Raw genomic sequence first — 21705 nt, 5'->3', positions numbered from 1 at the left:
TTTGTATTTAATAATTGATTAGCTGTTTTATATTTTTTGAACTAAAACAAAAACAAACACAGATACGTCAATTACTTTTTGACATAAAATTAGTTTTAACCTGCGATATTCATTTTTATAATCATATCATTTAATTAAATTTTTACATACAATGCAAATAGAAGTATTAAAATCAAAAATTCATCGAGTTAAGGTAACAGGTGCAGAACTTGATTATATAGGAAGTATAACTATTGATGAAGCACTTTTAGAAGCCTCAAATATGATTGAAGGCGAAAAAGTTTCTGTCGTAAATATAAATAATGGCGAACGATTTGAAACATACATTATCCGAGGTCAAAGAAACTCAGGAGAAATAACACTAAATGGTGCAGCAGCTCGAAAAGTACATAAAGGAGATATTATCATTATTATATCATATGCGTTAATGGATTTTGAAGAAGCAAAAAACTTCAAACCATCTGTTATTTTCCCTGATGAACAAACAAATTTATTACCATAAGCTGTGAAAAAATTACTGAAATACACAAAAATAATACTCCCACTTGCGTTGGGAGTTTTTCTATGTTGGTATGCTTACAATCAGTTTACCCCTGAGCAATTATCACAAATGAAAACTTATTTTCAAAATGTAGATTACAAATATATGTGGTTATCTGTTTTTTTAGGATTTGCAAGTCATGTATCAAGAGGTTTAAGATGGCAATATACACTTGCTCCGATAGGATATTCACCTAAAAAATTAAATATGATAATGGCAGTATTTATTGGATATTTATTAAATCTTACTATTCCACGTTCGGGAGAAGTTTCTCGTGCTTTACTAATTACGCGTTATGATGATGTACCTTTTGACAAATCATTCGGAACGATTATTTCAGAACGAATAATTGATTTACTAATTCTTTCACTTTTTATTACAACTGCACTTATTGTTCAATTTGATTTAATACAAAGTTTTCTATTAGAAAAAATACCTTTGGAACGTCTGATATGGATATTTTCAGTTGGAGGAAGTTTATTTTTAGGTTTTATTTGGTGGATTATTAAGTCAAAACATCCTTTTGCATATCGGATAAATAAATTATTTTCTGGACTAAAAGAAGGTGTACTTTCTATTTTGAAATTGAAAAACAAATGGTCTTTTATTGGTCATACTATTTTTATTTGGCTTATGTACTTTCTTATGTTTTATGTTGTTTTCTTTTCTCTTGCTGAAACTTCTTCTATTCAGATATCAGATGTAATTACTTCCTTTGTAGTAGGAAGTTTTGCTGTTGCATTCACTAACGGAGGGTTTGGAGCATATCCTTTATTTATAGCAGAAGTTTTATTTATATTTGGAATATCTTTTACAATAGGAACAACATTAGGCTGGGTTATGTGGATTGCTCAGTTTTTGATGATACTAATTTTTGGTTTGTTGTCATTTATTCTTCTTCCCATAGTAAATAAAAAGTAAATTATGTCATTTATATTTATTTTCAGATAGAGATAATTATTTTATAAATTCAAATAGGAATTACTAATATGTAATTCCTATTTTTTTATATCTAAAATTATATTTTCAATCATATAAATCTATTTTTAATAATAAAAAATTATTTTTAATAGATTGAATTTTTAAAAAATGATATAAAAAATTAAAATATATAGATTATATTTTTCAAAAACTATTTTAATTTTAAAAATAATAAGTATTTATTCATATAAATATATCAATTATATAAAATTTAGATAGACTAAAAGCTACTAATTATTAGTATTTTATTTATTTTAATTTTATGAAAATAAAAAATATTAAAAAAAAATATTTATTTTATTTTTTTATTTGAAAAAATAATGTACCTTTGCACCATATTTAAGTCAAATAAAGTATTAACTATTAAATAAATATATCATGGCAAAACAATCCTTTGCAGAAAATGTTCACTTAGTTGAACTTGTAGTTAGTGGTCTTAAATCTCATAAAGACAAGCTAAGCGGTCTAGGTATTGACGAAGATTTTATTACCAAATTGGAAGCAATACGAACAGAAGCAATACAGCTTAATAATGAACAAGAAAAATTGAAAGCTGAACTAAAAACAAAAACAGATGCATATACAATTAAAAGTAAAGAAATGCTAAAATTATATGCTAATGTAAAAAAGAGAATTAAAGTAGATATTCCTTTTACATTATGGAGAGAGTTTGGTATTACTGATAAACGATAATTTTATAGATATATCAATATAAAATAAGTTATTTTTATTTTTGTATATCGACAAACATTTAACTTTTCTATATATTAACCTAAATTTATACGATAATAGTATTGTTATGGAACTTACTTTCCAAGAACTTCATAACTTAGCTATGAATATTGTGGGTAAAGCATTACAAAACGAACTAAAATGGGAGTTTTTATTAGTGAATAGTAATCCTAAGAAAAACCCCCAGTTCGTTTGCATTGATAAAAATAAGCAAAAACATTTCATTATAGTAAGAGCTATCCTTCAGGGAGATAATCCTGATATATATGATCCTATTTTTATGCAAACAGTTCGCTCACATGCTGATAAAAATAATGCAAAAACCTACTGGGCGGGTGTTGGTCTTACCAATATAAAAGATATTTTACTTCCTTTGATAAAAAATGAACCTTATCAAGTTACTTTTAATGGTCTTTTAGAAATAAAATAACTATGAAATATTATTTTTATTTAATAGTATCTTTTTTTATTATTATATCTTGTCAAAGTAATAAAGAAACTATATATATTATACATGGAGAAGCACAAGGAAGTACTTATGCTATAACTTATATAGATACAAAAGAAACTATCGTAAAAAGAGAAGTTGATTCTATACTTGAAGTTATTGATTTATCAATGTCAACATATCGTGATGACTCTATTATTAGTAAAATAAATGCTAATGATTCTATTATTGCTGATAATCATTTCAGAAAAGTATTAGAAACTTCTCAAAATATATATAAAGAAAGTAATGGTTACTTTGACCCATCTATTGGTATACTTATAGATGCTTGGGGTTTTGGTAGAAAAGAAAAACATCAAGTTCCAACACAACAAGTTATAGACTCACTTCTATTATATATAGGTATGGATAAGGTATATATAGATAATAATAACTTTGTACATAAAAAAACACCTTATCTTCATCTTAACTTTAATGCTATTGCACAAGGATATACCTGTGATGTTATTGCTAATTACTTTAAACAAAAGGGAATTATCAATTTTATAGTTGAAGTAGGAGGTGAAATGGTTATCTCAGGAAGAAATACAATAAAAAATAAAAAATGGACAATAGGAATTGATAATCCATTACAAGAAACTAATAATAAACGTGAAATAATTGAAACTATTGAACTTGAAAATGTTGCATTAGCAACCTCAGGAAATTATCGTAAAGTATGGACAGATTCTATTTCAGGTAAAAAATATGTTCATACACTTAATCCTAAAACAGGTTATCCTGAACAAAGTAATTTATTAAGTGTAACAGTTATTGCACCAACTGCTATACAATCTGACGGATATGCAACTACTTTTATGGCTCTTGGATTAGAAAAATCCAAAGAATTATTAAATTCAAAACCAGAACTAAAAGTATTATTTATGTATCAAAATTCATCAAATAAAGATAAAATAATTACCGAACGATATAACTTTAATAACTAACTATTTAGTATATTTTATTTATATTATTATTATTATAAAAAAGTATATAAATATGAAATATTATTTATATACTTTTTCTATTTTCAGAATGTATCAGATAGTGTATTTCATCTACAGAAACAATTACAGATGAATTCTTTTTCAAAAAAAATCATTTACACTCCTTATTATTCATAAAAAATTGTATTTTTGCCCCCTTAAAAATCATTTCGATGAATTCTATAAAAAACATAGCTATTATTGCCCACGTTGACCACGGAAAAACAACTTTGGTAGATAAAATATTGCATCATTGTGCGCTTTTTCGTGAAAATCAAGAAACAGGCGAACTTATTTTAGATAATAATGACATTGAACGCGAACGAGGTATTACCATCCTTTCCAAAAATGTTTCTGTAACATACAAAGGAGTGAAAATCAATATTATTGACACTCCTGGACACGCCGATTTTGGTGGCGAAGTTGAACGCGTACTCAATATGGCAGATGGGGTTCTCCTCTTAGTTGATGCCTTCGAAGGACCAATGCCACAAACACGATTCGTCCTTCAAAAAGCAATCGAAATGAAGCTCAAACCGATTGTTGTTGTCAATAAAGTAGATAAAGAAAATTGCACTCCCGACGAAGTTCACGAAGCCGTTTTCGATTTGATGTTCGAACTCGGAGCTGAAGAGTGGCAATTAGATTTCCCCACCGTATATGGTTCTGCCAAAAACAACTGGATGTCTTACGATTGGAAACAACCCACTGAAAGTATTGCTCCACTTTTAGATATGGTCATTGAACATATTCCTTCACCTAAAATAGAAGAAGGGACAACCCAAATGCTTATCACTTCACTTGATTATTCTACTTTTACAGGTCGAATTGCCATTGGACGACTTCACAGAGGTGTACTCAAAAGTGGCATGAATATTTCTCTTGTAAAACGAGATGGTTCCATTAGCAAGTCAAAAATAAAAGAACTTCACACATTTGAAGGTTTATCTAGAAAAAAAATAGACGAAGTACAAGCTGGTGATATCTGTGCTATTGCAGGTTTGGAAAAATTTGACATCGGAGATACCATTGCCGATTTTGAAAATCCAGAAGCTATGCCCACTATTGCCATTGATGAACCCACAATGAGTATGCTTTTCACTATCAATGATTCACCTTTCTTTGGGAAAGATGGCAAATTTGTAACTTCACGCCATCTTAAAGAACGCTTAGAACGAGAATTAGAAAAAAATTTGGCACTTCGAGTAGAACCAACCGATAGCTCTGACAAATTTATGGTCTATGGACGAGGCGTGTTGCACTTATCCGTTTTAATTGAAACGATGCGAAGAGAAGGTTACGAATTGCAAATAGGCCAGCCTCAAGTTATTATAAAAGAAATTGATGGTATAAAATGTGAACCGATTGAAGAACTAACCATTGACCTACCTGAAAATGTTTCGGGCAAAGCGGTAGAGTTTGTAACTATTCGCAAAGGAGAAATGCTAAGTATGGAACCCAAAGGAGAACGAATGATTATTAAATTTCTTATTCCTTCACGAGGAATTATTGGACTTCGTAATCAGATACTTACAGCCACAGCTGGTGAAGCGGTTATGAATCATCGTTTTTTGGAATATCAACCTTTCAAAGGGGAAATTCCTGGACGGATAAACGGCTCTTTGATTTCAATGGAAAAAGGAACAGCAATTCCATATTCACTTGATAAACTGCAAGATAGAGGACGTTTTTTTATTTTCCCAAATGAAGAAGTCTATACTGGGCAAGTGATTGGTGAAAATACTCGTAGCGATGATATGGTTGTAAATGTAACTAAAACTAAAAAATTGACCAATGTACGAGCTGCTGGTGCTGATGATAAAGTCAAATTGGCTCCACCTATTCGATTTTCATTGGAAGAAGCCCTCGAATATATCCAAAAAGATGAATACGTAGAAGTTACACCTAAAACTATGCGCCTTCGCAAAATTTATTTAGATGAAAATGAACGCAAACGCCACGAGAAAGGGTAAAGTATCATAATTATGATATCGAAAAGTCTGAATAGATTTGCATTTGTTGTACTTTTGCCCCAATGGAAAAAAAAGATATTAGAGCGTTAAGCAAAGAGGATTTACGTTTATTTTTTGAACAAAATGGAGATAAAGCCTTCCGTGGCAATCAAGTATATGAATGGCTATGGAATAAAGGTGTACATTCGTTTGACCAAATGACCAATATTTCCAAAGAAATGCGCGAAAGGCTGAACAAACACTTTGTTATCAATCATATAAAGGTTGATACAATGCAAAAAAGTACAGATGGAACTATCAAAAATGCCGTAAAACTCCATGACGGATTCTTTGTAGAATCGGTGCTAATACCTACAGAAACACGTGTAACAGCCTGTGTGTCAAGTCAAGTAGGTTGCAGTTTAGATTGTAAATTCTGTGCAACAGCTCGTTTAAAACGCATGAGAAATCTCAATCCTGACGAAATTTTTGACCAAGTTCTTACTATTGATGCTCAAAGTCGTTTATTTTTTGGTAAACCTTTGCGCAATGTTGTTTTTATGGGAATGGGCGAACCTCTTATGAATTATAATAATCTTCTCAAAGCTATTGAGAAAATTATCAACTCTGATAGTTTAGCTATAACTCCAAAACGTATTACTGTATCTACTTCGGGGATTCCTAAAATGATTCGCAAAATGGCTGATGACCAAGTAAAATTCAAATTGGCCGTTTCTCTTCACTCGGCTATTGCCGAAGTGAGAACAAAAATAATGCCTTTCAACGAGCATTTTCCTCTTGAAGAACTTCGTCAGTCGCTCCAATATTGGTATAATAAAACTAAAAGTCGTATCACTTATGAATACGTTGTTTGGAAAGGGGTCAATGACCAAAAAAAAGATGTTGAAGCACTTATTCAATTCTGTAAATTTGCTCCTTCCAAAGTCAATCTAATTGAGTATAATCCTATTGATGAAGGACTCTTTCAACAGGCTGATTATTCAGCACTTACAATGTATCAAACAATGTTAAAAAATGCTGGAATTACTGTAACTATTCGGCATTCACGAGGTAAAGATATTGATGCTGCTTGTGGGCAATTAGCTAACAAAATTTGATCTCGACTTATTCGTATTTATCTTTGATATTTTAACACAGAAAATAAAATTTCAAAAAAAGTCATTTATATTTTTTTTTATGAAAAAATAGTCTTAACTTAGCAACCTGAAAACTTTATTCTTCTCATCAATACAAGTTTTTGATTTATTCGCTATATAGTTTTATATAAAGTAATACTTTATTAAGGTATTGCTGTGATAATTTTTGGTATATTTTACTCAAATATTTTGACTTACCTAAAACTTGTATTTTATTCGAATTCAATTTTTTATTACTAAAAAATACTAAACGAATTTTTGTGTTTTTTACAGAATACTATTTAGAATTTTAACTAATTGTAGAAAAACAATGGAAAAAAGAAATTTAAGTTTTTGGGAAATATGGAATATTAATTTTGGTTTTCTGGGAGTTCAAATTGCGTATGCGTTGCAGAACACGAATAACAGCCGTATTTTCGCTACTTTGGGTGCTGACCCGCATAATTTGAGTTACTTCTGGATTCTTCCTCCGCTGTTAGGACTCATCGTGCAACCTATCGTTGGGGTTGCCAGCGATCGCACTTGGACACGCTTTGGGCGTAGGATTCCTTATTTGTTCATCGGAGCAATCGTTTCGGTAATCGTGATGGCACTTCTGCCCAATGCGGGAAGTTTTAATCTGAGTGTTGCCAACGCAATGATTTTCGGGCTGATAGCTTTGATAATCCTCGATACAGCCGTGAATATGGCAATGCAACCCTTCAAAATGATGGTGGGGGATATGGTCAATGAAAAACAGAAAAAATTGGCTTATTCCGTACAAAGTTTTGTTTCCAATGCGGGAAATTTCATCGGTTTTTTATTTCCTATTTTCTTTACGTGGATAGGCATTCAGAATACGGCTCCCGATGGCGTAGTGCCCGATTCGGTAATTTATTCGTTCTATGTAGGGGCGGCGATTCTCATTCTGTGTGTACTTTACACTATTTTCAATGTAAAGGAAATGCCTCCTGAGGAATACGCGAAATTCCACGGAATACAGGAAAACACGGAAAAACCTTCAATAGATTATACTAAACTGCTCAAAAATGTTCCCGATATACTTTTTTTAGATGGCTTAGTGAAATTGGCAGTTAGTATTTATGTAAGCTTTTTCGGTTTGCTCAAAAAAGCTCCCAAAGTGTTTTGGACAGTGGGCTTGGTGCAGTTCTTCTGCTGGGCGGCGTTCGTCTATATGTGGACATACACCACCTCGGGCATCGCTGAAACGGTATGGAACACTACCGATGCGAAATCAGCTGAATATCAAAATGCTGGAAACTGGGTAGGAGTGCTTTTCGCAGTACAATCTGTTGGGTCTATCATTTGGGCTATCGTGTTGCCTTTCTTCAAAACAAACAAATCAGCGTATTTTGTCAGCCTAATTTTGGGAGGAATTGGTTTTATCGCTACTTTTTTTGTTCACGACAAGTATTTACTTTTCATACCTTTCTTGCTTATCGGTTGTGCGTGGGCGGCTATTTTGGCATTGCCTTTTACGATTCTGACCAACGCCCTCAAAGGAAGCAATATGGGAGCGTATTTGGGGCTTTTCAACGGAACTATTTGTGTTCCTCAGATTATTGCCGCTACGCTCGGTGGTGTGTTACTCACTTCGCTTGGCGGTCGCCCGATAGTAATGCTTCTTTTGGCAGGTATCCTCTTGATAATAGGAGCGTTCAGTATCTTTATGATTAAAGAGAATGAAAAGAAATAATCCGTAAGATAAATGTAAAAGCAAGATGTATCTTGTTGATATAAAACATCGCAAAGTTTTTTCTATGCAACAAAAAAATGATTTAATTGATTTAAAATATGAAAATCTATAAATCAAAAATTGATAGTTGGTTTTGGATGTTGATGCCCATAACTTTGTTTATAACTATTTTTCCTGCATTTTTATTAAATGCACCTGTAGAAGTTTGGATATGCTATGGTATTACAGCCTTGCTTATCATTGGTTTATTTATTTTAATGCTAAGGCTTCGGTATGTGATTGACAGCCGTTTTTTGACCATAAAAATGTCGTTTTGGACAAAAAAAATCGACATTAAAACCATCCGGAAAATAGAAAAAAACCGAACTTTATTGAGTTCACCAGCACTTTCTATTGATAAAATTGAGATTTTCTATAACAAATACGATAGTATATTGATTTCACCCAAAGAAAAAACAAAATTCATAGCCAATTTATTGGAAATTAATCCAGAAATAGAAGTAACAAAAGTATAAATCATTCCCTTCTGAAAAAAAACCTTTGGGAGAGGAAAAAAATAAATTAAAAATGAAAGGATATATATTTGATTTGGACGGCGTTATCGTCGATACAGCAAAATTCCACTTTGTGGCGTGGAAAAAAATAGGAGAAGAATTTGGTTTCAGCCTAACGCACGAACTTAACGAACAGCTCAAAGGCGTAAGTCGTGTTGATTCGCTCCAAAAAATACTCCATTGGGCGGGGGTTTCCGTTTCTGACGAAAAGTTTAACGAACTGGCAACTCGCAAAAACGAAGATTATTTGAGTTACGTAGCTCAGATGAACGAAAACGATATATTGCCAGGGGTAAAAACCTTTTTGCAAAAGCTCAGAAGCGAAGGCAAGAAAATCGCATTGGGTTCGGCGAGTAAAAATGCACGATTGATTTTGGAAAAAACAGGCATTATTTCGCTTTTTGATGCCATTGTTGACGGAAATGACGTTACCAAAGCCAAACCTGACCCAGAGGTGTTCATCATTGCGGCACAGAAAATAGGAGTCAAAAATGAGGAATGCGTTGTTTTTGAAGATTCGGAAGCAGGAGTTCAAGCAGCTAAAACTGCGGGAATGAAAGCCATAGGCATTGGAAGTGCAGATGTGTTACACCAAGCCGATGAAGTGTTTGCTGATTTTGAGCAAGTTATCCAAAAAGGAACATTGTGATTTATCCAACAAACGAAATTACATCATTATACATAAAAATAAAATATCACATCAAACGGATATTATGTTTGCTCTCTTCGAGGCAATAATATTAGTTATTTTAGAATTTTAATATATATTATTCTGATAATATATTCAAAAAATATTTTTATTTACCTTGTATCAACTTTTATAACAAATATATTTTATAAATCAAAGATTTTTATGAGATTTTTTATAAGTTTATTTTTAGTCCTACTAACAGGAAATGTTTTAGCTCAAAAACAACAAACACCGAATATTATTTTCATTTTGGTAGATGATTTGGGAGCTGGTGATATAGAGCCTTATGGGCAACAAATCATTAAAACACCTAATTTGAGCAAACTTGCTAACGAGGGATTGAAGTTTACTCAGTTTTATACAGGCGCTCCTGTGTGCGCTCCTTCGCGTGCTTGTATTATTACAGGTCAAATAACAGGAGAGACTCATATTCGAGGAAATAAAGAAGTGTCTGAACCTATTGACGGACAAGCTCCTATACTTGCCTCGTCACCTTCCATTGGAAAAATTTTCAAATCAGCAGGATATAATACTGGAATTTTTGGAAAATGGGGGCTTGGTACAGTTGATTCTGAAGGAAATCCTTTACTACATGGGTTTGATACTTTTTTTGGATACAATTCACAATTTAGGGCACATCGGCAATATCCAGCCTTTCTGTGGCAAAATAACCAAAAAGTAGAGATTTTAGAAAATGGATACTACAAACATCAAAACATATATGCCAATGATTTAATACATCAACAAGCGCTGACTTATATCAATAATCAAACCAATAATGTACCTTTCTTTGCTTATCTAACTTATACATTACCTCATGCCGAATTAGCTGTTCCAAAAGATAGTATTTTTGAATCGTATAGATATCTTTCTGATAAACCTTACAAGGGTCGTGATTATGATCAAATCACAGCAGGTTTTCCAAATTTTAGCGGATATATGTCGCAACCTTACACTCATGCTACTTACGCTGCAATGGTTACTCGATTAGATGTTTATTTAGGTGATATCCGTGCCACTTTAAAAGCAAAAGGTTTTGAAGATAATACCATTATCATATTTGCAAGTGATAATGGAGCTCATCTTGAAGGAGGAGCTGATCCCGAATTTTTTAATTCATCGGCAGGATTAAGAGGTTTTAAAAGAGACGTATATGAAGGAGGTATCCGAACTCCTTTTATTGTATATTGGAAAGGAAAAATAAAAGCAGGAAGTATTAGTCATCATGTTGGAGCTTTTTGGGATTTATTCCCAACTTTTGCCGAAATTACTCATGTTAAACACAAACCTACCAAACATCAGGTCTCTTTTCTTCGAACATTATTAGGTAAAAAACAAAAAAAACACAAATACCTTTATTGGGAATTTCACGAGATGGGTGGAAAACAAGCCGTACGATACAAACACTGGAAAGGCGTGCGATTAAATGCTAGTAAAGATAAAAATGCTCCAATCGAACTGTACGATTTGAACAAAGATCCTTCTGAAACAACTAATATTGCTGAAAAGCATTCAAAAATCGTAAAAAAAATAACCAAAATAATGGGTAAAGCTCATACAAAATCTGATTTATTCCCTTTTGAATGGGAAAAATAAACTTTTATAAATATAAATTTGAACATATCACAAATATAAAATTAAGATTATATAAATTTCAATACATAAAAATTAAAAAAAATATGAATCAAGATTATATCGTACCAGATAATTGGTGCATCATCGAGGAGGGATTTGAGAAAGACCGCGTAATGCAGTCAGAAAGTTTATTCAGCTTGGGTAACGGAGCTATGGGACAGCGAACGACCTTTGAGGAGCAGTACAGCGGAAAAACGTTCCAAGGAAGTTACATCGGGGGAGTGTATTATCCCGACAAAACCAAAGTAGGCTGGTGGAAGAACGGCTATCCGGAGTATTTTGCCAAAGTTTTGAACGCCCCGAGCTGGATTGGTATCAACGTAACCATCAACGGAGAGGCTCTGGACTTGAATACGTGCCGTGCGGTGCGAGATTTCAAACGTGTGCTGAATATGAAAGAGGGCGTTTATACACGTTCGTTCGTAGCAACTTTGCCAAATGGCGTTGAAGTGCAAGTGAAAGCCACTCGATTTTTGTCATTGCAATACGATGAAGTGGGCGTAATTCGTTATGAGGTTACTCCTCTTAGTGAAAAAGCTACTATTACGTTTGAGTCGTATCTGGATAGCTCTATCGAAAACCACGACACGAACTGGGAAGAGAAATTTTGGAATACGCTCGAAGTGAAACACAATCAAAAACAAGGTTTTATCGTAGCGGAAACCAAAAAAACAGCCTTCCGTGTGTGTACCTTTATGGAAAACCGATTGGACGTAAATGGTACGATTTCCGGCATCCAAAAGGTAAACCAAAAAGACAACTACATCGGTTTCGTATATGAATCTTCCGTAGGAAAAAACCAAACGGCACGTTTTGAAAAATATGCGGGATACGTAACTTCGTTCAATCACCCGAAAGAAAAACTAATTGCCGAAACGGAACAAGTACTTGCCAAAGTTGTTGATTTAGGGTTTGACCAATTGCTTAAAAAACAGCAGGAAGATTGGGCATCGGTTTGGGAAATGGCAGACATCACCATCGAAGGGGACGTAAAAGCACAACAAGCGATTCGATTTAACATCTTCCAACTCAATCAGACCTATTCGGGCAAAGACCCGCGTCTGAATATTGGGCCTAAGGGCTTTACGGGCGAAAAATATGGAGGAAGTACGTACTGGGATACCGAAGCATATTGCCTTCCGTTCTATATGGCAACCAAAAATGCCGAAGTAGCTCGTAATCTGTTAAAATACAGATACAATCAGCTGGGCAAAGCCATCGAAAATGCCGAAAAATTAGGCTTCAAAAACGGTGCAGCCCTCTACCCGATGGTAACAATGAACGGGGAGGAATGCCATAACGAATGGGAAATAACGTTTGAGGAAATCCATCGTAATGGAGCGATTGCCTTTGCCATCTTCAATTACGAGCGTTACACGGGCGATTTCTCATATATCCCTGAAATGGGCTTGGAGGTGCTTATCGGAATTGCACGTTTCTGGCAGCAACGAGCTACGTTCTCCAAAGAGAAAAACAAATACGTCATTCTCGGCGTAACAGGGCCTAACGAATATGAAAATAACGTCAATAATAACTTCTATACCAATTACATTGCCCAATGGTGTATCAAATATGCCAAAGAATGTTTGGACAAAGTGAAAGCTACCCACGGCAATGATTTTGAGCGAGTTTGGAAGAAAACAAATCTTTCCGAAAACGAAATAGAACAATGGTTGGCAGTTGCCGAAAATATGTATTATCCCTATTCGGAAGCCTTAGGGATTTATCTGCAACAAGACGGATTTTTAGATAAAGAGTTGAAAGCCGTAGCGGAATTGGACAAAAAAGAACGTCCTATCAATCAGCATTGGTCTTGGGACAGAATTTTGCGTTCGCCATACATCAAACAAGCCGATACACTGCAAGGATTCTATTTCTTTGAAGATCATTTCACTGCGGAAGAATTGGAGAAACACTTTGACTTCTATGAGCCTTATACGGTTCACGAATCGTCATTATCGCCTTGCGTACACAGCATTCTGGCGGCTTCATTAGGACGAATGGAACAGGCTTATACGTTCTATTTGCGTACTTCTCGCCTCGATTTGGACGATTATAACAAAGAAGTTCACGAAGGATTACACATTACCTCAATGGCAGGAACGTGGATGAGTATTGTTGAAGGATTTGGCGGATTACGAGTGAAAGATGACACGTTACACTTCACCCCTCGCCTACCCAAACAGTGGCGTACCTTCTCGTTTAAAATCAATTTCCGTGGGCAGATACTCAAAGTGTTGGTTTCTCAAACCGAAATAGTGCTTTCATTGCGCGACACATCGCTAAAAGTAAACATAAACGGAAAAGACGTGGTAGTCGAAGCCGGCAAAGAAACAAAAGTAACTATTTAAGTCAGGACGGATTGTAATTTGCCCTTATGAAGGACCTGTATAGACTTTTGCAATAAATCTCATTATAATAAAATATAATATTTATATGATATTTTTACTATAAAAAAGAATAGCATAAATATAAATAAATCTATACAAATACAAAAGATTTGCATAAAAAAATAAATAGTTTGGGGAAATATTAAATATTTTCTGTATAATAGTATTAGAATAATAATTTTGGTATTGTTAATTTAGTATATATTTGATATACTTTTTTGAAATTTTAGATGCTCAATTATTTGAAAATAAGTAATATATATTTTAATAATTTCACTAAATATATCTTTGCTTAACAATGCTATAATTTTATATAATCTATGATATAATTTTGAACAATAATCTTCTTAAAGAAAATAATAATGAAAAACATTTTAACAACTATTGGAGTAGCTTTAACATTATTCGTAGCTACTAACTTACAAGCACAAGATGCATCAAAAGCACTAAAACAAGGCGAAAAAGCAAAGGATTTTACTTTAAAAAATGCCAAAGGTGAGTCTATACGTTTATACAATTTATTAGAAAAAGGTGCTGTAGTGCTTACTTGGTATCGAGGTGGGTGGTGTCCATATTGTAATGTTGCTTTACAAAAATTACAAGATGAATTACCACAAATAAAGAAACAAGGAGCTACTTTGGTGGCTTTAACACCTGAATTTCCTGATTATAGTCTTACTACAAAAGAAAAAAATAAACTACAATTTGAGGTACTTACTGATGTTAATAACAATGTAGCACGTAGTTATGGAGTGGTTTTTACTCTTGATAGTAAAACTACCAAAAGATATGAAGAAGATTTGCAATTATCTTTGCATAATGGTACCAATTCGTCTGAATTACCTATTCCTGCTACTTACATAATTGATAAAAATGGAATTATACGTTACGCATATGTAAATCCTGACTATAAACAACGTGCTGATGCTAAAGTAGTAGTACAAGAATTAAAAAAATTGAGTAATTAAATTAACAAAAAAACGCCTATAATTAGGCGTTTTTAATATTTTTGTAATAGGCAAAACTATTTTTCAGGAGCTTGATTTATATCTTTTATTACAACAGGCCAAACTCCTACTTGGGGAACAGAAATACCCTTAGTAGCTCCTTGTTTTTTACCATCTTGTCCAAAGTAATATAATGGCCAGCCTTTATAAGTAAGTTGTTTTTTACCATAAACATCAATAGTACCAAATAAACTCTTATCCAAAGTTGAAGGAACAATAATATCTTTTTGTTCATAAATAGGCCAAATAGCATTATTACTAAAATCAGATTTTGTGAAACTATTCATATTTTTTTTATCTTGCACAAAAGTATATAATGTTAGACCATAGGCATCTGTAAAATATTGAGTGATACCTTTGTCCTCTTTATACTTTCTATCTTTATCAATGATATATCCTTTCCCATCGGCTCCAATCAATTGAGTATTGGATAGTAATATAGTGTAATCAGGTTTTGCGACAAACCAAACATCTCTAGCTCCTTCTCCTTTAGTCTCGCCTGGTTTTTCAATTTTCATACCATCAGGAGCAAAATAATATAGAGGATGCCCTTTATAAGTAGTTTGTTTTTTACCAGAAGTCAATTGAATACTTCCAAAATCTTTTACATCTAATCCCATTCCAATGGTTTTAGATGTTATATTGTCGGCGAAAAAAATAGGCCAAATTTTCTCGCAATCTCCGCTACAATGATTTTTTCCATCAGCATCTAGAGTGAAAACATACAGAGTACGTCCAGAAGCATCAGTTAAAATTTTTCCTAATTTGTCATCCTTTTTTACTTGAACAACTTTTTCTTTCATTTGTAATTTAGGCATTTTGTCAGGTGTCATTTCACTCTTTTGACAACTTGTAACCATTGCTAAAATACTAATAGTAAATACATTTAACTTTAAATTCATAATTAAAAAAATATAAAATGTTAATAAATTAAATTATGTGAATATATTCGAGGGCAAATCTATAAATTTTTATTTTAAAAAAAAAAGATTTAAGAAAAAAATAACATAAACCGTTTTTTTTTGCTTCACTAAGATAAAAAAATTAATTGTATATCCGGTTAGTGTAATAAATAATTTTCATTGTGGTAATTTACCAAAAACATAAAATATAATTATCTTATTTTCAATGGTATTTTTTATTTTTGAATTCTATTTTTTGGCAAATAGATTTTTTTATTAGTGATTACGGAGATACATAAATAAGGAATAATTATTAGGTTTTTTTTATCGTTTCTAGTTTTTGTTGTAAAATTCCTTTTTCAGTATTTGTCGAGTATTACTTTCATAAATGAGAAATAGTAACAAGATTGTAACACCAACAGAAAGTAGATATTTATATCCAAACACTACCTAAGGATAGTATCCCAAAAGCATAACTAATAATATAATGTAAGATATTATTGGTTATTTAAATTACAAATTGTTTCATTTTGTTTAGAATTTGTTGTTTTCTTTTTATTCATTCTCACACTTATACTAAAATAGACAAAGTATTTTTAATTTGTAAAAAACTAAAAATATCCGTTCTTTTTTCTGTCTTCCATTGCGGCTTCGGATATTTTATCGTCGATACGTGTTTCTCCGCGTTCGCTGGTACGGGTAGTGGTTATCTCGTTGATAATATCGTCGATGTGATAGGCTTCAGACTCCACGGCGGCGGTACAAGTCATATCCCCTACGGTTCGATAGCGTATCTTTTTCTTTAGAATCACATCGTTTGCATCTACCTGAATGTAAGGCGACACGGCAATAAGCTGCCCGTTATGGTCGATAACCTCCCTTTCGTGCGAAAAGTACACACTTGGAAGCTCGATGTTCTCCCTGCGAATATAATTCCACACGTCTAGCTCTGTCCAGTTACTGATAGGGAATATACGCATGTTCTCCCCTTTGTGAATCTTGCCGTTGTACGTATGCCACAGCTCGGGGCGTTGTAACTTCGGGTCCCAACCTCCGAAATCATCACGAACGGAGAAAATTCGCTCCTTGGCACGAGCTTTTTCCTCGTCTCTTCTGGCTCCTCCGATACAGGCATCGAACTCAAACTCGGCGATGGTGTCCAGCAAGGTGAAGGATTGCAAGGCATTGCGACTGGCGAACTTCCCCTTAGGCTCGGTCAAGCCTTTGGCCTTAATGGTGTCCTCTACCTTACGCACGATGAGCCTTTCGCCCAGCTTACTTACCAGATTATCGCGGAAGTCCAACGCTTCTTGGAAGTTATGCCCCGTGTCGATATGCACGAGCGGAAAAGGAAACTTGCAGGGGCGAAACGCCTTGAGTGCCAGATGCACCAAAATGATAGAATCTTTGCCTCCACTGAACAAAAGTGCAGGTTTTTCAAACTGCCCGCCCACTTCACGGAATATATGTATAGCTTCCGCCTCCAATTGATCTAAATAATCCATATCTATTGTGTTATTATTTTCTTAACTTTAATTATATCTGTTATTTCTGATGTTTTGCTTAAAATTGTTTTTTATTTTTTGCTTATCAAAAAACACGTTTCAAAGATACAAAGTTTTTTGATTCATCAATCCAAAAAGATAAAAAATATGCCCAAAAAGGTTAATTATCAAGATTTATGCCTTAATCTTCAGCCTTAACTATGGATAGTTCTTGAGCGAAACGCTATCCATATCCCAATACATCCCGATAAGCACGATGATAGCGTACATCGCATTGTCCTTGCTCCAAAACACATAAGGTTCTTTCGTTTTCATATTGATTGCCCAATGCTCGAAATAGAAAAATGCACCATCTCGGTTTTTTGAGATTTCATCGGTTTGTCCTTTCTACTGAAAGAATTGGCAACTGCTCAAAGCAAGAATGCTTACCAAAAGAATGTGTTTTTGCATAGGTTAATACTTTTTATGCAATCTTTAAAGTTGAATGTTATTTTCTTGCAGAAAATCCTCTAAATCGGAAAAAACTTCTATCGGATAAGCAGCAAGTTTTCTATTCTCTTGTAATTTATTAACGATATTATGAACTCGTTCTATACTATGAATATAATCTCCATATAGAATTTCTCTATTGAAACGTAAAAATAGCACTTGATTCTCTTTCAGCAAATTAGTTAATTTATTATCATTAATTATCTGATTTTGAAATTCTATTTGCTTGTTTGGAAGAAAATACACAACAGCATATTTATTCTCTTCTAATATTTTTTTCACTTCTTCTACATTTTGAGAATACATCCCTAAACGAAGTTGTAAATACCAAGGCATCGGAGGAGGAGGAGAAAAAGAAAAGTCAAGCTCTTCGTCAGCATCCTCAGTCACATCTTGTCCTTCCATATGAGAGGAAGAAAAACCTTTTTTGTTAATTTCTTCATTAAACTTTTCATCAGCTATATCCTGTTCAAGAGTAGAAATTTCGTCCCTATCTTTTACATACGAAGTACTTATAATGAGACATAGACTTCCCTTTTCTCCTTTGGATAACTGCGTCATATAATCTACTTTCATTCCCCAAACCGAAGCAAATTGCTTAGTAACTTTTTGAATAAAACTAAAACGAGTGTTTTTATCTGCAAAAATTCGCGGTAATAGGATATCGTGCGGTGCTTTTTGTTTATTCAAGTAATAATTAGAAATATCATCAAAATAAACAAACTGCCTTCCTGCATCATCAAAAACACCTTGTTCTTTTGTAATATAAACATCTACTGGTATTAGATGTTCAATCCCTTCATATACCCTCCCTCCTGCGGGTAATTCTATGCCATATTTTGACTGAGCAAACACCATCAATGGGGATAAAAACAATCCCAACTCAAAAATCTTTTTTTTCATATACAAAAAACATTAAAATCTAAACCAATAAACGTAATTCTTTTCACAATAAAAACCAATTTACATCTGGCAAAGATACATTTATTACGAATAGAAATTTATCTCCAATTTATATTTATCTATACAATACAAAAACTTTTTTAATGTTTTTTACTCCAAATATTTCATTATCTTTGCCCCTAACTTTCATATAAAAAAGTATGTCTGATAAAAAATTGGTAATTATCCCTACTTATGACGAAAAAGAGAATATTCGTACCATTATCGAAGCTATATTGGCATTAGATGTCATATTCGATATTCTAGTGGTTGATGACAATTCTCCCGATGGTACAATAGAGCAAGTTCGTTTGTTACAAAAAGAATATCCTAATCGTATTTTTTTAGAAATACGTAAAAGTAAAATGGGATTAGGAACAGCCTATATACACGGATTTCGCTGGGCGTTAGAACGGGATTATCAGTATATTTTTGAAATGGATGCCGATTTTTCTCACAATCCTAAAGATTTACCACGTCTTTATTATGAATGTTCCAAAAATGATAGTGATGTTGCTATCGGCTCTCGATATATCAAAGGGGTTAACGTTATCAATTGGCCTTTCTATCGGATATTACTTTCGTATGGAGCTTCATTCTATGTACGGATAATAACTGGAATGACACTAAAAGACCCAACAGCTGGTTTTATATGTTATCGAAGAAAAGTTCTGGAAGCTATTGATTTTGACAAAATACGATTTGTCGGTTATGCTTTTCAAGTTGAAATGAAGTACAAAGCCTTCATACGAAAATTCAAAATAACTGAAATTTCTATCATCTTCACTGACCGACTACAAGGAAAATCAAAAATGAATGGAAGCATTATAAAAGAAGCCGTTTGGGGCGTTTTTACTATGCGATTACGACACCTTTTTAATAAAGAATAATTTTCTCTAATAGACACAAAACAATAAAAAAACTATCCCAAAAATACATCTTGAAGATAGTTAAAAAAACGAAAATTACTTATTATCAAGCTCTTTATCTGATTTTTTTTCGTCTTTTTCTTCGCTTCGTGTCGCGTCTTTGAATTCTTTTATTCCACTACCAAGCCCTCTCATTAGTTCAGGAATTTTTTTTCCTCCAAACAATAACAATATCAAAATTACAATAACTGCTATTTGCCAAGGGCCTACAATTCCTAAAAAAATACTATTTGTTATCATAAATTATTATTTTTATGGGTGCAAATATACGAGTTATTTTTTATCTATCATCAGAAAATAACATATCTTTTTAGTATTAAGTTTCATAATAAAAAGTTAAATTATTTTTGAAGGATTTATTTTTCAAAAAAATAATTATATCTTTGGAAAATATTTTTAATTAAAAAATCATACAATGAAAAAAATTGTCTTATTCTTAACTATTTTTGGTTTAATTGCTTGTAAAAACACAAATAACTCTTCTGCAAAAGATAGCAGAAAAGCTATTGTTACACTTCAAGCAAAAAGTAATTCGAACGTTTCAGGAATGGTAACTTTCACACAAGAAAACGGAATAGTTACAATGGTTCTCGAAGCAAAGGGTCTTACCCCAGGAATACACGCTATTCACATTCACGAAAATGCAGATTGTTCTTCTGCTGATGGTTCTTCTGCTGGTGGGCATTGGAATCCAACACACCAACCTCACGGAAAATGGGGATCTCCTGAAGGATATCACAAAGGAGATATAGGAAATCTTATTGCAGATGCCAATGGGCACGCTTCTATGACTTTCAAAACAGACCAATGGTGTTTAGGTTGTGATGACACAGCCAGTAATCTGATTGGGCATTCAGTTATTATTCACGTAGCAGAAGATGACTTTGTTTCACAACCTACCGGAAATGCTGGGGGACGCATTAGTTGTGGTGGAATTATTGAGTTAATCAAATAATATCTTCACTTACCTTTACCAATTCTAAAATGAAATTTATACTTTTCAACCTGAAAGAATAAAAAGAATTGGTAAAGGTTTTTTCTTTTCAAAATATTTTTTTCATAAATAATAATTGACACGAAAACTATGAAAGCTCTTATTTTAATTGATATCCAACAAGATTTTATGCCTAATGGAGCACTTGCCGTTGAGCAAGGAGACCAAATTGTTCCCATTGTCAATACGCTTATGGACAAATATAATTACGTTATTGCAACACAAGATTGGCACCCTGAGAATCATCTAAGTTTTGCTTCAAATCATATTGACAAAAAACCTTTTGATACAATAGAACTTAACGAAAAATTACAAACGCTCTGGCCTACACACTGTATTGCCGGAAGCGAAGGTGCTAATTTTCATAAAGGGCTGAAAACAAGCAAAATTACTGCCATTTTCCGCAAAGGAACGGACTCTCAAATAGATAGTTATAGTGGATTTTATGACAATAATCATTTAAAATCAACTGGACTTACAGGTTATCTTAAAGAGTTAAAAATCACCGAATTACACTTCACAGGATTGGCAGCTGACTATTGTGTTTATTATTCTATAAAAGATGCTCTCGAAGCGGGTTTCAAAGTAAAATTGTATGAAAAAGCTACCCGAGCTATTTCTGTAAAAAATTTTGAAAAACAAAAAAAAGAATTACTAAAAAATGACGATTTTGAGTTAATAACAACATTATAATTCTTTTTTATAATATTAAAAAGCTGTCTTTCTTTATGAAAAGACAGCTTTTAATATTACAACTTTAATTTTTATTTACTAACATACACCCAAGTTTCAACGCCTTTGCTATTAAGTTCTTGTTTATAAGCATTAGCATCGGATTGAGTATTAAAACTTTTGTAAGCCACCAAGAACAATCCGCGTGCATTTTTTCCTACTATTGAAGCATTGGCATAACCACTATCTTGCAATTGTTTAACTCGTGTATTAGCATTTTGTTCGGTACTAAAAGCGCCTGCTATTAGGTGATATCCCGAAGTGTTTTTGACCGATTGTACTGTCTGAGTAGTGGAAGTTGTAGATTCTTTACGCGTTTCAACAACTTGAGGTTGTTGTGTAACTTGCGTTGTTGTTTGCTGTTTTTCTAGAGCCTTTTCCTGTGCTTGTTTTTTTCTGATAA

General features: G+C 33.1%; 21 protein-coding genes. 16 read left to right on the top strand and 5 right to left on the bottom strand.

Annotation, left to right across the window (positions count from 1 at the left end):
* The first annotated feature begins 151 nt into the window (after window positions 1-151).
* The 13 genes from panD (at window position 152) to OO775_RS00865 (ending at window position 14770) form a co-directional block, all read left to right on the top strand.
* Window positions 152-502 carry an aspartate 1-decarboxylase gene (gene panD / locus OO775_RS00925; RefSeq protein ID WP_264845124.1) on the top strand — a complete coding sequence of 117 codons (351 nt, stop codon included), beginning with the start codon at window positions 152-154 and terminating at the stop codon, window positions 500-502.
* 3 nt (window positions 503-505) lie between these two features.
* Window positions 506-1462 carry a lysylphosphatidylglycerol synthase transmembrane domain-containing protein gene (locus OO775_RS00920; protein ID WP_264845123.1) on the top strand — a complete coding sequence of 319 codons (957 nt, stop codon included), beginning with the start codon at window positions 506-508 and terminating at the stop codon, window positions 1460-1462.
* Window positions 1463-1900: 438 nt separating this feature from the next.
* A complete protein-coding gene (locus OO775_RS00915) occupies window positions 1901-2215 on the top strand; it encodes a membrane-binding protein (RefSeq protein WP_264845122.1) in 315 nt (104 codons plus the stop codon).
* Between the two features lie 106 nt (window positions 2216-2321).
* Window positions 2322-2684, top strand: coding sequence for a DUF8840 domain-containing protein (locus OO775_RS00910; RefSeq protein ID WP_264845121.1), 363 nt, complete (start codon window positions 2322-2324; stop codon window positions 2682-2684).
* 2 nt (window positions 2685-2686) lie between these two features.
* Window positions 2687-3688 carry an FAD:protein FMN transferase gene (locus OO775_RS00905; protein WP_264845120.1) on the top strand — a complete coding sequence of 334 codons (1002 nt, stop codon included), beginning with the start codon at window positions 2687-2689 and terminating at the stop codon, window positions 3686-3688.
* A gap of 212 nt (window positions 3689-3900) precedes the next feature.
* The gene (gene typA / locus OO775_RS00900) at window positions 3901-5700 is read left to right on the top strand and encodes a translational GTPase TypA (protein ID WP_264845119.1); all 1800 of its coding nucleotides are present in this window, start codon (window positions 3901-3903) and stop codon (window positions 5698-5700) included.
* A gap of 62 nt (window positions 5701-5762) precedes the next feature.
* Entirely contained in the window at window positions 5763-6797 is a 1035-nt protein-coding gene (gene rlmN, locus OO775_RS00895; protein WP_264845118.1) for a dual-specificity RNA methyltransferase RlmN, read from the top strand.
* Between the two features lie 349 nt (window positions 6798-7146).
* On the top strand, window positions 7147-8532 hold the full coding sequence (locus OO775_RS00890) for an MFS transporter (RefSeq protein ID WP_264845117.1): 1386 nt from the start codon (window positions 7147-7149) through the stop codon (window positions 8530-8532).
* Window positions 8533-8630: 98 nt separating this feature from the next.
* A complete protein-coding gene (locus OO775_RS00885) occupies window positions 8631-9047 on the top strand; it encodes a PH domain-containing protein (RefSeq protein ID WP_264845116.1) in 417 nt (138 codons plus the stop codon).
* A 52-nt stretch (window positions 9048-9099) separates the two neighbouring features.
* Complete coding sequence (gene pgmB / locus OO775_RS00880) at window positions 9100-9735, top strand: beta-phosphoglucomutase (protein WP_264845115.1); 636 nt, start codon at window positions 9100-9102, stop codon at window positions 9733-9735.
* Window positions 9736-9939: 204 nt separating this feature from the next.
* A complete protein-coding gene (locus OO775_RS00875; RefSeq protein WP_264845114.1) occupies window positions 9940-11373 on the top strand; it encodes an arylsulfatase in 1434 nt (477 codons plus the stop codon).
* An 83-nt stretch (window positions 11374-11456) separates the two neighbouring features.
* Window positions 11457-13763 (top strand): maltose phosphorylase MdxK, encoded by a 2307-nt coding sequence (mdxK, locus tag OO775_RS00870; protein ID WP_264845113.1) that lies wholly within the window; start codon window positions 11457-11459, stop codon window positions 13761-13763.
* Between the two features lie 401 nt (window positions 13764-14164).
* A complete protein-coding gene (locus OO775_RS00865) occupies window positions 14165-14770 on the top strand; it encodes a peroxiredoxin-like family protein (protein WP_264845112.1) in 606 nt (201 codons plus the stop codon).
* A gap of 56 nt (window positions 14771-14826) precedes the next feature.
* Here the strand turns inward: OO775_RS00865 and OO775_RS00860 are convergent, their stop codons facing one another.
* The 3 genes from OO775_RS00860 to OO775_RS00850 form a co-directional block, all read right to left on the bottom strand.
* Window positions 14827-15711, bottom strand: coding sequence for a hypothetical protein (locus OO775_RS00860; RefSeq protein ID WP_264845111.1), 885 nt, complete (start codon window positions 15709-15711; stop codon window positions 14827-14829).
* 611 nt (window positions 15712-16322) lie between these two features.
* Complete coding sequence (cysD, locus tag OO775_RS00855; RefSeq protein WP_264845110.1) at window positions 16323-17216, bottom strand: sulfate adenylyltransferase subunit CysD; 894 nt, start codon at window positions 17214-17216, stop codon at window positions 16323-16325.
* Between the two features lie 474 nt (window positions 17217-17690).
* A complete protein-coding gene (locus OO775_RS00850; RefSeq protein WP_264845109.1) occupies window positions 17691-18608 on the bottom strand; it encodes a hypothetical protein in 918 nt (305 codons plus the stop codon).
* 200 nt (window positions 18609-18808) lie between these two features.
* On the opposite strand from OO775_RS00850, the gene OO775_RS00845 reads away from it, so the two are divergent.
* Complete coding sequence (locus OO775_RS00845; protein WP_264845108.1) at window positions 18809-19537, top strand: polyprenol monophosphomannose synthase; 729 nt, start codon at window positions 18809-18811, stop codon at window positions 19535-19537.
* 75 nt (window positions 19538-19612) lie between these two features.
* Here the strand turns inward: OO775_RS00845 and OO775_RS00840 are convergent, their stop codons facing one another.
* Window positions 19613-19816, bottom strand: a complete 204-nt coding sequence (locus OO775_RS00840; protein WP_264845107.1) for a twin-arginine translocase TatA/TatE family subunit — start codon at window positions 19814-19816, stop codon at window positions 19613-19615.
* Between the two features lie 175 nt (window positions 19817-19991).
* Here OO775_RS00840 and OO775_RS00835 point away from each other — a divergent pair, with 175 nt between their 5' ends.
* On the top strand, window positions 19992-20531 hold the full coding sequence (locus tag OO775_RS00835; protein WP_264845106.1) for a superoxide dismutase family protein: 540 nt from the start codon (window positions 19992-19994) through the stop codon (window positions 20529-20531).
* Between the two features lie 129 nt (window positions 20532-20660).
* Window positions 20661-21263 carry a bifunctional nicotinamidase/pyrazinamidase gene (gene pncA / locus OO775_RS00830; RefSeq protein ID WP_264845105.1) on the top strand — a complete coding sequence of 201 codons (603 nt, stop codon included), beginning with the start codon at window positions 20661-20663 and terminating at the stop codon, window positions 21261-21263.
* Window positions 21264-21334: 71 nt separating this feature from the next.
* On the opposite strand, the gene OO775_RS00825 is transcribed toward pncA, so the two are convergent.
* On the bottom strand, window positions 21335-21705 hold a 371-nt coding region (locus OO775_RS00825), incomplete at its 5' end, for an SPOR domain-containing protein (protein WP_264845104.1).

Source organism: Capnocytophaga catalasegens, assembly GCF_026005215.1.
In the GTDB taxonomy this organism is placed as follows: Bacteria; Bacteroidota; Bacteroidia; order Flavobacteriales; family Flavobacteriaceae; genus Capnocytophaga; species Capnocytophaga catalasegens.
Note: the sequence above shows the minus strand (reverse complement) of the source record. Positions and strands in the feature narration are given on the sequence as shown.